The organism is Pseudomonas sp. PAMC 26793 (assembly GCF_000313235.1).
Taxonomy (GTDB): Bacteria; Pseudomonadota; Gammaproteobacteria; order Pseudomonadales; family Pseudomonadaceae; genus Aquipseudomonas; species Aquipseudomonas yamanorum.
In genome coordinates this window covers 349,693-363,470 of record NZ_AMXG01000054.1, presented here as the reverse complement: position 1 = coordinate 363,470, position 13,778 = coordinate 349,693, and the positions used below count along the sequence as shown (strand labels likewise).

At 63.0% G+C, this 13,778-nt stretch carries 7 protein-coding genes; 6 read left to right on the top strand and 1 reads right to left on the bottom strand.

Translation table 11 applies throughout. The features are described from left to right. Positions 1-5: 5 nt before the first annotated feature. From D109_RS0129495 to D109_RS0129480, 4 genes are all read left to right on the top strand, one after another. Positions 6-1,625, top strand: a complete 1,620-nt coding sequence (locus D109_RS0129495) for an FMN-binding glutamate synthase family protein (RefSeq protein WP_017480086.1) — start codon at positions 6-8, stop codon at positions 1,623-1,625. 21 nt (positions 1,626-1,646) lie between these two features. Beyond that, positions 1,647-1,931, top strand: a complete 285-nt coding sequence (locus D109_RS0129490) for a putative quinol monooxygenase (protein WP_017480085.1) — start codon at positions 1,647-1,649, stop codon at positions 1,929-1,931. A 62-nt stretch (positions 1,932-1,993) separates the two neighbouring features. After that, positions 1,994-2,290: a cupin domain-containing protein gene (locus tag D109_RS0129485; RefSeq protein ID WP_017480084.1), complete on the top strand. Its 297-nt coding sequence runs from the start codon at positions 1,994-1,996 to the stop codon at positions 2,288-2,290. Between the two features lie 144 nt (positions 2,291-2,434). After that, entirely contained in the window at positions 2,435-3,559 is a 1,125-nt protein-coding gene (locus D109_RS0129480; protein WP_017480083.1) for an OpgC family protein, read from the top strand. A 47-nt stretch (positions 3,560-3,606) separates the two neighbouring features. Here D109_RS0129480 and D109_RS0129475 read toward each other — a convergent pair whose 3' ends face one another. Further along, on the bottom strand, positions 3,607-5,019 hold the full coding sequence (locus tag D109_RS0129475; RefSeq protein WP_017480082.1) for an amino acid permease: 1,413 nt from the start codon (positions 5,017-5,019) through the stop codon (positions 3,607-3,609). Positions 5,020-5,626: 607 nt separating this feature from the next. Here D109_RS0129475 and D109_RS0129470 point away from each other — a divergent pair. Together D109_RS0129470 and D109_RS0129465 are read left to right on the top strand one after the other, a co-directional pair. Further along, a complete protein-coding gene (locus tag D109_RS0129470; protein WP_017480081.1) occupies positions 5,627-8,719 on the top strand; it encodes a transglycosylase domain-containing protein in 3,093 nt (1,030 codons plus the stop codon). A gap of 77 nt (positions 8,720-8,796) precedes the next feature. Beyond that, positions 8,797-13,758 (top strand): dermonecrotic toxin domain-containing protein, encoded by a 4,962-nt coding sequence (locus D109_RS0129465; protein WP_026078299.1) that lies wholly within the window; start codon positions 8,797-8,799, stop codon positions 13,756-13,758. The last annotated feature ends 20 nt before the right edge of the window (positions 13,759-13,778 follow it).

Here is a 13,778-nt window from a genome sequence, read left to right as displayed (position 1 = left end):
ACCGTATGAGCCTGTCGTTACTAAGCCGTTACGCGTTCTTTGCCGCCTGCGTCATTTTCACCCTCGCCAGCATGCCGTTTATCGAACAAGAATGGGTGTGGCCGATCGCGACAGTCACCGGCATCCTCAGCCTGATCGGCATTTTCGACCTGCTGCAAAGCCCCCACGCGGTGCGCCGCAACTACCCGATCCTGGGCAATATCCGTTACCTGGTGGAAGGCATCCGTCCGGAAATCCGCCAATACCTGCTGGAATCCGACAGCGACGCCCTGCCCTTTTCCCGGGCCCAGCGCTCGCTGGTCTATTCCCGCGCCAAGAACGAAAGCGCCGACAAACCCTTCGGTACGCTGATCGACGTGTACCAGTCCGGCTTTGAATTTATCGGCCACTCCATGCGCCCTGCGCCGTTGAGTGACCCCAGCGCGTTTCGCGTGATGGTCGGTGGCCCGCAGTGCAAGCAGCCGTACTCGGCCTCGGTGTTCAACATCTCGGCCATGAGTTTCGGCTCGTTGAGCGCCAACGCGATTCGCGCCCTCAACCAGGGGGCCAAGCTCGGCAATTTCGCCCATGACACCGGCGAAGGCAGTATCAGCCCCTATCACCGGGAAAACGGCGGCGACCTGACCTGGGAACTGGGCAGCGGCTACTTCGGCTGCCGTACCAGCGCCGGCCTTTTCGACCCGGAGCGCTTCGCCGTACAGGCGCAGAACCCGCAAGTGCGGATGATCGAAATCAAGATGAGCCAAGGCGCCAAACCGGGCCACGGCGGGATCCTGCCCAAGCACAAGGTGACCAAGGAAATCGCCGAGACCCGCGGCATCATGATGGGTGAAGACTGCATCTCGCCGTCGCGCCACAGTGCGTTTTCCACCCCCATCGAAATGATGCACTTCATCGCCCAGTTGCGTGAGTTGTCGGGCGGCAAGCCGGTGGGTTTCAAGTTCTGCCTGGGCCACCCGTGGGAATTCATGGGCATCGCCAAGGCCATGCTCGAAACCGGTATCCTCCCGGACTTTATCGTGGTGGACGGCAAGGAAGGCGGCACCGGCGCCGCACCTGTGGAGTTCACCGACCATATCGGCGTGCCGCTGCGTGAAGGCTTGTTGTTCGTGCACAACACCCTGGTGGGCTTGAACCTGCGGGACAAGATCAAACTCGGCGCCAGCGGCAAGATCGTCAGCGCGTTCGACATCGCCAGCGTCCTGGCCATCGGTGCCGACTGGGCCAACTCGGCGCGGGGCTTCATGTTCGCCATTGGCTGCATCCAGTCGCAAAGCTGCCACACCAACAAATGCCCCACCGGCGTGGCCACCCAAGACCCGCTGCGCCAACGGGCACTGGTGGTGCCGGACAAGGCCCAGCGCGTGTTCAACTTCCACCGCAACACGCTCAAGGCCCTGGCCGAAATGCTCGCCGCCGCCGGTCTCGATCATCCGTCGCAACTGTCGGCCAAGCATTTGGTGCGACGTATGTCGGCCACCGAGATCAAGTTGTTCTCGCAGTTGCATGTGTTCCTCAAGCCAGGTGAATTGCTCACCGGCGAAGTGAACGGCGAGTTTTATTCGCGCATGTGGCAGATGGCGCGGGCCGATAGTTTTGAGCCGAATGAAATCGCCGCAGCCTGATCTGTTTAACGGAGCGATACGATGCTGAAAGTGATTGCCGAAGACTTCATCAAACCCGAACACCTCGACACCGTGCGCCCGTGGTACGCCGAACTGGTAGAGAAAACCCGCCAGGAACCGCTGTGCCTCGCCTACGATCTGTTCGTCGACCAGAAAGACCCCGGGCACTTTATCTTTGTCGAGCAATGGCCCGACCAGGCCGCGCTGGATGCGCACTGCCAGACGGAGCACTTCACCCGCCTGGTGCCGCAGATCAACCAATACGAAGCCAAACCCTGCCGGGTTTTGCTGATGGACGCGTTCTAAGCCATCCCTTTTGCGCCTGAACCGGACCACCGAACGGCATCGTTGAAACAAGGAGCTTCACCATGCCGTTACTGGACTTCACCGCCATCGCCGCACAACTTCCGGACACCTGGAAATCCACCCGCCTGGGCCAGGTCGGCCCGGCGCGGATCAAGGTGCTGCGCATGGACGCGCAGGCTTATAAAGAAGAAACCCACGACTACAACGAAGGGCTGTTGGTGATCGACGGCCTTTTGCGCCTGTCCATCGGCGAGCAGGCCATCGACGTCGCCGCCGGTCAGATGTACCTGGTGGAAGCCGGCATCGCCCATGCGGTACTTGCCGGTAGCCACGGCACGCTGGTGATCATCGACGTTTAAACGAAGCGATGAGACATTCAGCAAAAAACTCGGCTTTGCAATTGCTTACAAATACCGCCAACCTGCGCCCCGCCCGACGTACGGCTCGGCAAAAGCCGTCGTCCGCTTGTCATTACTAAACCCTTTGTTCAAGAGCCCGCTGCCATGCTGAACGGACGCGACCCGCGCATCGATTTTTTTCGGGGCCTGGCGTTGATCTTCATTTTCTGGGATCACGTGCCCCACAACCCCCTGGGCCAGATCACCCTGCGCAACGTCGGTTTCAGCGACGCGGCGGAAGTCTTCGTCTTTTTGGCCGGTTATGCGGCGGTGCTGGCCTACGGCAAGGTCCTGCAGCGCGACGGTTACTTGATCGCCTGCGTAAAAATCTGGCGACGCACCTGGGTGCTGTACGTGGTGCATATCTTCTTGCTGGCGATGCTGATGGGCATCGTGTTCTTCGCCAACAGCCATGTGGAAACCCGCGACCTGGTTGAAGAGATGGGCCTTACGCACTTCGTCACGCATCCCCAGCAAGCGTTGGTGGATGAGCTGCTGTTGCGCTTCAAGCCCAACCTGATGGACCCGCTGCCGCTGTACATCGTGCTGCTGGGTTGCTTGCCGCTGGTGCTGCCGTTGCTGCTGCGCAAGACCTGGGCGGTGGTGGCTGTTTCGCTGACGGTGTACCTGCTGGCCCCGCACCTGGGCTGGAACCTGTCGGCGATTGCCGACGGCGTGTGGTACTTCAATCCGGTGACCTGGCAGTTGCTGTTTGTGCTGGGCGGTGCGGCGGCGATTCATGCGCAGCAGCCACGTCCCGCAGAAACCCGTGGGCTGTTGCGTCAGCCGCTGTTCGTGGCTGCGGCGATGTACGCGCTGGTGGCGGGGGTTCTCACGCTCTCGTGGCGCTGGCCGGAAATCCACGATGCGCTGATGCCATCGGCACTCAGTGACCTGCTGTACCCCATCAGCAAGACCGACTTGTCGCCGGTGCGGCTGTTGCACTTCCTGGCCCTGGCCTACGTCACCGCGAAGCTGTTACCCGGCCGCGCCTGGACGCAAAACTGGCTGGCACAACAAACCTGCCGCATGGGGCGTTACTCCCTGGAAGTGTTCTGCCTGGGGGTGCTGCTGGCGCCCCTGGCGGACATGATCAATGCGATCACCGGCGATGCCTTCGCCATGCAAATCTTCACCGCACTGGTAGGCGCAGGGCTGATGGCGTTGCTGGGGGCCTGGCTGGATTTGAACAAGCGGCTCACCCAACCGGCACGCATCGCCACCGCCTGAAAAACAAAAAGCCCCGAAAGGGGCTTTTTGTTGAGCGCAGAACAATCTCAGCTTGCGGTGCGTGCCGCAGCTTGGGTGGGCTGCAACTTGAACACGTAGAACAACACGGTCAGCACCACCAGGAACGCCGGGCCGACATACAGCGCCACGCGGGTGTCCGGGAAGTACGCCATCAAGCCCACCACCAACACCAGGAACGCCAGCGCCAGATAGGAACTGACCGGGTACAGCCACATGCGGTATTTGAGGCCGTCACGTTCGGCCTGGGTCAGGCTCTTGCGGAACTTGAGCTGGGCCAGGAGGATCATCAGCCAGGTCCAGATCGCACCAAAGGTGGCGATGGAAGTGACCCAGACGAAGACTTTTTCCGGGACCATGTAGTTGAGCAACACGCCCAACAACAAGACGAAGATCGACAGCAGCAGCGCCTTGCGCGGCACGCCGTTGCTCGACGTAGTGCCGAACGTGGCCGGGGCCTGGCCGTTCTGCGCCAGGCTGTAGAGCATGCGCCCGGTGCTGAAGATACCGCCGTTGCACGACGACAGCGCCGCAGTGATCACCACGAAGTTGATGATGCCGGCGGCGGTCTTGATGCCAAGACGCTCGAAGGTCATCACGAACGGGCTGCCCTGAGTGCCGATTTCGTTCCACGGGTAGATCGACAGGATCACGAACAACGCCCCCACGTAGAACAGCAGGATGCGCCAGAACACCGAGCCGATGGCACTCGGGATAGTCTTCTGCGGGTTCTTCGCTTCACCGGCGGTGAGGCCGATCATCTCCACGCCCAGGTAGGCGAACATCACCATTTGCAGGGACATCAACACGCCCTGTACGCCGTTGGGCATAAAGCCGCCGTGGCTCCACAGGTTGGAAATCCCCAGGGCCACGCCATCGTTGCCGAAACCGAAGGCAATGATGCCGACGCCGCCGATCACCATGGCAATGATGGTGACGATCTTGATCAGCGCGAACCAGAACTCAAACTCACCGAACGCCTTGACCGCGATCAGGTTGATGGTGCCCATGCTGACCAGCGCGCCGAGGGCCCAGATCCAGCGTGGCACATCGGGGAACCACACGCCCATGTAGACGGCGACGGCGGTGATTTCTGCGACACAGGTCACCAGCCACAGGAACCAGTAGTTCCAGCCCGTGAGAAAGCCCGCCAGCGGGCCGAGGTAATCCTGGGCGTAGCGGCTGAAGGAGCCGGCCACCGGGTTGTGCACAGCCATCTCGCCGAGGGCGCGCATGATCACCAGGATCGCCAGGCCGCCGATGATGTAGGACAGCATGATTGCCGGGCCGGCCATTTCAATGGCCTTGGCCGAACCGAGGAACAGGCCGACACCGATACAGGCGCCGAGGGCCATCAGGCGAATATGCCGTTCGCCAAGTTCGCGTTTCAGCGGACCGCCCTGAGCGGTCTCGCCTTGGGGCAGGTGATTGCCAGCGGGCATAGGGATACAACCTCGTCTTGTTATTGGATATGAGCCACCGAGTCCGGAGCGTCGTGGCGGGTGTGCCAGGGCGTACCGTTTCCGGTTCACCTTTTGGGTAAAACGGTCTGGCCAGGCCAGATCAGCGGGGGTGCAGTATAAAAAGCTAAACCCAGGGGTTTTCACTCTATAAACGGCAAGATTCAGCGGGAACTCTCGGTAAACACGCCTTTTGCGGAGGAGCATTACCTGGCCAGCGTAGGAACCTTCGCCAACAAACGGCCGCGAGTATTGCACGGTAATGGTGCAGCGTCATGCCCCGACCTTTGGCGGATTTACCGGCGGGGGAGGCTCTAGGGCGGCACTTTGTGGCGAGGGAGATTGCTGTGGCGAGGGAGCTTGCTCCCGCTGGGCTGCGTAGCAGACCCAAAACCTGGGCATGGTTTTTTTCAGTTAGACCGGGGCGGATTCTTTGGGAGTGCTTCGCACTCCAGCGGGAGCAAGCTCCCTCGCCACAGCAAGCCCCTTCACCACAAACAACATCCCTCTCACAAATTCCGCCCACTCGCCCACCACCGTCTAAGCTTCAACCAAGTCCGATCAATCTGCGTAAATGGATCAATCGACTATGGGCGCTTTATGGCAAAACGCTTCGACCAAGGCTGCGGTATCCACCGATAGCCCGGATGAACAGCCGTTGCCACAAAGCCCTCCCCCCCGCCGACGGTTGTGGTGGCGGCTGTTCTGGCTGGTACTGTTGATTGCGTTGATCGCCCTGGCTTTTGCCGCTCTGCGGGAAATGCGCACTTCAAGGTTGCAGGCCAAAACCTTCTCCGACATCGCCTCAACCCTCACCTACCAAATGCATTCGGGCCCAAGCGATGCACGGGTTTACCCAGGTGCCGGGCCCTTTGACAAGCGCTTGGGCTACAGCGCCCTTGGCGAGTTCCTGCCGCGCTTGATCAAGCGTGACTACCTGATCCAGGCTCAAGCGCGCTTCTCCCCCGACCTGATGGCCTACGCCCAGCGCGGCCTGTTCGTGCCCTACCCGGAAAAGATGCAGGCCGGCCTGACTATCACCGATTGCCGGGCCGCCCCCCTGTATCAGTTCACGTATCCACAGCAGTTGTACCCAAGCTTTGCGGCGATCCCGCCGGTGGTGGTCAGCAGCCTGCTGTTTATCGAAGACCGCGACCTGCTCGACCCGAAAAATCCTCAACTCAACCCGGCCGTGGATTGGCCGCGTTTCGCCAAGGCCGCCTGGTCCCAGGTGGCCAAGCTCTTGCACCTGCCCGGCCAGACAGCCGGCGGCAGTACCCTGGCGACGCAACTGGAGAAATACCGCCACTCGCCCGACGGCCTGACCCTGTCCGGCGGCGAGAAAATTCGCCAGATGATTTCCGCCAGCGTGCGCGCGTACCAGGACGGCCCGCAAACCCTCCCCGCCCGCCAGGGCATCGTGCGCGACTACCTCAACAGCGTGCCCCTGTCGGCGGTGCCCGGCCACGGCGAAGTGCACGGCATGGCCGAAGGTTTGCGCGTGTGGTACGGCGCTGACTTCAACCAGACCAACGCCCAGCTCAACAGCAGCGACCCCAAACAACTGCCGCAAAGAGGCCTGGCGTTGCGCGAGGTGCTGTCACTGATGATCGCCCAGCGCCGCCCGTCTCACTATTTGTCCAAGGGTCACAAGGAGCTGGCGGACCTCACCGACAGCCACATCCGCCTGCTCGCACAGAACAATGTGATCGACCCGGCCCTGGCCAACGCCGCCCTCGCCAGCAAAGTCACCTACCGTGACTGGCAACAGCAACCGACGATCCAGCCGATCGAAACCAATAAGGGCATTACCGTCGCCCGCACTCGCCTGGCCGCCCTGCTCAACCAGCCGCTGTATGACCTCGACCGCCTCGACCTGTCTGCCACCAGCACCTTGCAGTCGGACCTGCAAGCCCAGGCCAGCGCCTACCTCAAGCACCTCGCCGACCCGGCCTTCGCCGCGCAGATCGGCCTGCTCGGCCCAACGTTGCTGACGCCCGCCAACACCGCCCAGGTGCGCTACAGTTTCAACCTCTACGAAATGACCCCCGACGGCGCGCGGGTGCGGGTGCAGACCGACAGCACCGACCAGCCGTTCGACATCAACGAAGGCAGCAAGCTGGAACTGGGCTCCACCGCCAAGCTGCGGGTGATGACCACCTACCTGCAAATCGTCAGCGAGTTGCACGACAAATACGGCGCGATGCCCGCTGCCCAATTGCGCAAGATTCCGGTGGACGACCAGGACCGCATCACCCGCTGGGCCCTCGATTACCTGATCCAGAACAGTGATCGCAACCTGCCGGCCATGCTCGACGCCGCCCTCAATCGCCAATACTCGGCCAACACCAGCGAAGGCTTTTTCACCGGCGGCGGTATGCACCACTTCCACAACTTCCGCAGCCAGGACAACGGCCGCACCCCCACATTGATCGAAGCCCTGCGTGAGTCCATCAACCTGCCGTTCATTCGCCTGATGCGTGACCTGGTGCGCTACACCACCTATCAGGGTCCGAACAACAGCGCCGAGTTGCTCAAGGACGACAACGACCCGCGTCGCCAGGAATACCTGGCCCAGTTTGCCGACCGCGAGGGCACTACGTTCCTGCTCAAGTTCTGGAAAAAGTACCGCAACAAAGATACCCAGGCGCGCCTCGATACGTTTCTCGATGGCATGCACCCCACCGCCATTCGCCTGGCCGCCGTGCACCGCTACCTGCTGCCCAATGCCAGCCAGGCGAGCTTCAACAGCTTTGTCCGCGCCCATTTGAGCAGCGTGAAAAGCCCTGAGAAACTCACCGATGAGCGCCTCGACAAGCTCTACCAGAACTATGGCCCCGGCGCCTATGACCTGCCCGACCAAGGCTATATCGCCAAGGTTCACCCCCTGGACCTGTGGTTGATGGGATACCTGTTGCAACACCCCGACGCCACCTTCACCCAGGCCACCGCCGCCAGTGAACACGAGCGCCAGGAGGTTTACAGCTGGCTGTTCAAGAGCCGCCACAAGAGTGCCCGCGACAGCCGCATCCGCACCATGCTGGAGATCGAGGCGTTCCTGGATATTCACCAGCGCTGGCAAAAAGTCGGCTACCCCTTCGACCACCTGGTGCCGTCGCTCGCCACGGCCATTGGCAGCTCCGGCGACCGCCCGGCGGCCCTGGCGGAACTGGTGGGGATTATCCTCAACGACGGGGTGCGCCAGCCCACCCTGCGTATCGACAGCCTGCGCTTTGCCGCCGACACCCCGTACGAAACCCGACTGGTCAATGACCCCAATCGCGGCAAGCGCGTGATGCCTTCCGAGGTGGCCATGGCGCTCAAGGGCGCGCTGTCCCAAGTGGTGGACGCGGGCACCGCACGGCGCGTGTCCGGCAGCTTCAAACTGGCGGATGGTACACCGTTGGCCATGGGCGGCAAGACCGGTACCGGCGACAACCGGATCGAAGCCATCGGCGCCGGCGGGCGGATTCTCAGCTCCAAGGCGATCAATCGTACGGCGACATTCGTGTTCTACATCGGCGACCACCACTTCGGTGCCCTCACCGCCTTCGTGCCAGGCACCTCGGCCCAGGATTTCAAATTCACCTCGGCACTGCCGGTGCAGGTGCTCAAGGGCATGGCCCCGATGCTGACCCCGTATTTGCAACCCGCAAGCCTCACCCTATGCCAGGCGCCTTAGGGTGTTAACTACTCAGCCTTTTTTTGGGACGTTCCTCCCTAGACTCAAGGTTTCTTGCGTTCTATTCAGGCCTTCCCATGCTCGATTCAAACCACGCAACACTGATGGAAAATGCGCTGCCACCGTGGATCAAAACCACCACCCTGGCGCGCATTCATGCCTTGCACGCCGTTGGCCTCACCGACCCTGCGCCCTACCCCAACGCCACGCCCGGCCAGCATCAACGGCTCAAGGCTGCCATTGCCCGGCAATGGCAGACCCAGAACCGTCTCGACGTGTTATTCCACGGCCTGACCGACGTTTACGCCTTCGCCGAACCCTTGTTGAAAAAAGCCCTCGCCGCCTACGGCGAGATGGATGTGCGCAACACCTTTCTGCGCACGTACGCCAACGCCGAAAAAGCCTGGTGGGTGATCGGCGTCAAACACGGCCAGCACAGCCGCACGCTGTCGTTGCTTGACGCCGCCCTGCACAACTTTGCCGCTGGCGATGAGTTTATCGACTTTGCCTTTCTTGGCCCGCAAGACGCGCGGGGTCAGCGCGATACCCTCAACACGTCGCTGACCGCCGTGGCCCTCAAGGGTATCTGCCGCCAACTGGACCTTGGTGCCCTGTATCAGGCACGTCTCAATCAAGTGGTGGGTTATCACCATGCCGTCACCGCGCGGAATGTCCGCCTGGCGGTGCTCGCCAACCTCAAGGCGTCGCTGACGGTGGCCACCCATCAGGCACTGCTGCGCGGCGACATCACCCAGGACGCCCATGACAGCCTGTTGCTGCTGGCTGGCGGTTATCACCATGCGAGCCTCGACGGCCAGCCTCTCAATAGCTACGTCACAAGCCTGCTGGATTGCCCACTGACGGGTGTCGTGCTGTTTGGCGGCCAGCCGGCAGGCCGGGTGCTCGCCTGGGTGCCGGAAGACCCGCAGCACCCGCTTAAGGAGTACCCCACGCCCAAGGCCTGCGCCGAGGAACTCAGCCGCCAGTTGCAGGAGGCCGACTACCGGCAGTTTTTCAGCCAGTTCGTCGACCACGAACGGCGCGGTGCCTTTCTGGCAGCGCTCAAGGCCCGGCCCAGGCTGGTGATGAGCACGCTGGACATCCGCGAGGACCACCCCAATCGCGGCCCGCTGGAGGCCGAAAACGACCTGTGGAATTACCTGTACCGGGTCAAGTTGAACAAGTTGCTCAACGATGCCCGGCAGATCGCCGTGTCCACCGCCCAGGTGGATCGCCTGGCGCGTTGGGCGTGGTGGGACAACCTGGAAAAAATCCTTTCGGACCTGCTCAATGTCGCGCTGTTGGTGGCCACGCCTTTTGTGCCGGGGCTGGGCCAGGTGATGTTGGCTTACACCGCTTACCAGTTGGCCGATGAGGTGTTTGAAGGGCTGGTCGACTGGGCCGAGGGCCGTGGCCGCGAGGCGGCCGGGCACCTGATCGGCGTGGCCCGCAGCCTGGTCGAAGCCGGGGTGTTTGCCGGGGCCGGGGCTGTGAGCGAGGTGGCTCGCACCGGGCTGTCGCCGTTTGTCGAGCGCCTGCGCCCGGTGCAACTGCCCGACGGCCAGACCCGTCTCTGGAACCCCGACCTGGCCCCCTACGCCCATGCCGATGTACGCCTGCCGCCCGATGCCAAACCTCTGCCGTCGGGCCTGCATCAACACCAGCAGCGCCTGATTCTGCCCCTCGACGATCAGCACTACGTACTGCGCCACAGCCCCGACACCGGCGAGCATCGCGTGCTGCACCCGCGCCGCGCCTCGGCCTACCAGCCGCGTATCACCGGCAACGGTCAGGGTGCCTGGGTGCATGAAGGCGAACAACCGCGTACGTGGACCAGCAGCACCCTGATGCGCCGCCTGGGGCCCTCGGTGCAAGGCTTGAGCGAGTTGCAACTGGAACGCATCCGCCGCATCAGCGGCACCGACGACGGCGTGTTGCGCCGCATGTATGTACGCAACCAACCGCCGCCGCCCTTGCTGAGTGAAACCCTGCGCCGCTTTGAACTGTATGAGTACCCCCGGCGCGCCAGCGAAAAAATCCGCAATGGCCAGGCCATGCCACTGGACCCGTCCTCGGACTGGTTCGAACAGATGGTCACCGAATTGGCGGGCTGGCCGAGCGACAAGGCGATTGAGGTGTTCGCCAAATCCGATTTCAGCGGCGAACCCCACAAGTACGGCAATGCCGACGCCAAGCCTGCCGACACCCTGCGCCTGAGCCTGGGCGAGGTCATGTCCGGGCAATTGCCGGAACGGGTACTGGGGTTTCTCGACAGCGCGCAGATCGATCAATTGCTCGGCACCGAGGTTGCTCCCGAGCAACGTGTTCAAGCCTTGCGCGACCGCCTGGCGGACTATGTGTTGAGCCAGACGTCTTCCATTACCCACTTTGTGGACCTGCGCGCGCAACGGGCTGACTCTCCGCGCCAGCAACAGCTGCGCCAGCACGTGCCGGGGCTCGGTTCACATACCGCCCAGACCCTGCTGGAGCACGTCGGCGAGCCCGACCTGCAACGCCTCGACCCGTCACATCCGTCCCTGGCCTTGCTGGAGCAAGCCCGCGAACTGGCACTGGCCGAGCGTTCGACACTGGCCTTCGAAGGCCTCTATCACAGCGCGCGCATCACCCCGGATACCGAGCAAATGCTGCTCAACGCCCTCAAACTGCACACGGACAGCTTCGCCAACGTGCGCCTGGAAATTCGCGACGCGCTCGGCACGCTGCGCAGCAGCGTCGGCCCCGCCACGGCCGGCACCCTGCGCCACGTGGTGCAACGCCCCGGCCTGGGCTATGAGGTCACCGGCAGCCCGCCGGGTTCGCTGTACGAAGCCATCCTGCTCGCCCTGCCGAACACACCGCTGGGCTACCGACCCGGCCAGGGCGGCGCGTTGCGCCAATGGCTGATCGACAGCCTCGAACCCCTGGCCGAGCGGCGCAAGTCGCTGGCCCAGGCGCCGGAACGCAGCGTCGCCGACCGCCACACTGTGACCCTACTAGGCGGCCCGGCGCTGACCCGGCTCAACCCGGGCGCGCAAGAGACAAATGTCGGCCATGCCAGGGAAGTGTTGCAACTGCTGTTCCCCAGCCTGGCACCGGAAAAAATCGAGCGCGTGATCCAGGGCGTTCGCCCACGGCAACTGCGCACCACCCTGAATAACCTGACCCTGGAAAAACAGCGCCTGCATGTGGAACTCGACACCTGGCGCAAAGGCCCCACCCGCCATCCCAAGGGCAGCGCCGAAGAACGTCGGGAGCGCAGCCGCCGTCGACGCCTGGGGGACGCTCTGAACCTGTGCTGGACCGACCGCTTCGCCGAACATGTCGATGGCTGGGGCCACACCCAAAGTGGCGCACGCCTGGATTTGAGCCACCAGCCGCTGCCCGAGACATTGCCCCCGCTGAACGCCAGTTTTGAACACGTGACCCACTTGACCCTGCAGGACACAGGCTTCAGCCAGGCCCATAACGACCTGCTCAGCCACTTCCCGAAACTGCGCAGCCTGAACCTCAATGACAATACCCTCACCCGCCTGCCCCCGGCGCTGGAGCAGATGCTGCAGTTGTACGAACTGGGCCTGAGCAACAACCAACTGGTGCTCGGCCCGGCAGATGTCAACACCTTGGGCGCAATGCGCCGGCTAACGGTGCTCAACCTGAGCCATAACCCGCTGAGCCTGGCGCCGAATGTCAGCCTGATGCGCGAGCTGCGCATCCTGGATCTGAGCCGCAGCCAGATCCGCGCCTGGCCGAGCGGGCTGTTCCTGCACCCAAGGGGCAGTGGCTTTGAGCTGGACCTCAGCGGCACGCTGATCGACCACCTGCCTGAGGCGCGCCCCGGCTCCAGCGCCGCCGAACTGATCGCACGCACCCGCCTGGACCGACGCCTGTTGAGCGACCAGGATCGCCAGCGGTATGAAGCCTATCGACTGGCCGCCGGGCTCGACCCCAAACGCACCTACGAACCCCGGGGCGACGCCAGTTTCTGGCTGTCGGAAGCCGAAGGCCCCCGGCGCCTGGCACAACAACAGGTATGGGACGCGGTGGAGCGCGAGCATGGCTCCCAGGGATTTTTTGAAGTACTCAAGTCTCTGGAGGCGCCGGCATTTTTCGAAGCCGAAGAAGATGAGGTGCGTTACGCCCTCAATCGCCCGGCCTTGACCACGCGGGTGTGGCGCCTGTTGCGTGCCACCCATGCCGACAGCCAGCTGCGCGAAGACTTGTTCAAGCTCAGCAGTTTCCCCGGTTTGTGCGCCGACGGCGGCGCGCAGATTTTCAATGAGATGGGCATTGAAGTGCTGGCCAGCGAAGCCCAGCGCTACAGCCTCAACGACGCCGAACGCCAGGCGCGCCTGGTGACCTTGAGCAAGGGTACCGCTCGACTCAAGCACCTGGGCGAAGTGATCCGCAGCGACATCCGCCAGCGCCTCAACCCCGTGGCCCAGGGCGGCCTGGGCCAGCGCTTGCGTTCCCAGATGGTGGACGGCGTACCCGGTGAGGTCGACGAGGTGGATATCTACCTGGCCTACCAGACCTCACTCGCCGAGCGCCTGGACCTGCCGTGGCTGGCTGACCACATGCTGTACCGCGAAACCGCCAACGTCAGCACGGTGCAAATCGAACGCGCCTACTGGAGCGTGCTGGCCCTGGGAGACGGTGACGGCCTGGTCAACCAGATGCTGCTGGAACCTTATTGGGAACACTACCTGCGCGACAGCCACCAACGCGAAGACCAGCTCAACGAATTGCGCTTTGATGAACGCTTCTTCGCCCTCGAAGCGCTCCAGGAAAACCAGGCCAAATGGGCCCCCGGCCTGCCGGCGCAAGAACAGCAAGCCCTGCGCGATACCGCCCGCGAGTTGCTGGAAACCCTGGGCAAGGCGCAGACCGCCGTGGGTGAAGAACCGATGCCCGACGCCCTCTACGAGCAACTGCTCAATGACCTGGGCTACCAGCAAAAAGAGTGGCTGCGCCAACTCACCCGCGAGGCCCTGGAGCGCCATGAAGGTCGTCGCAACCGGGAGCCGAACTCGGACGAATAACCCCTGAAAAAGCCGGGGCC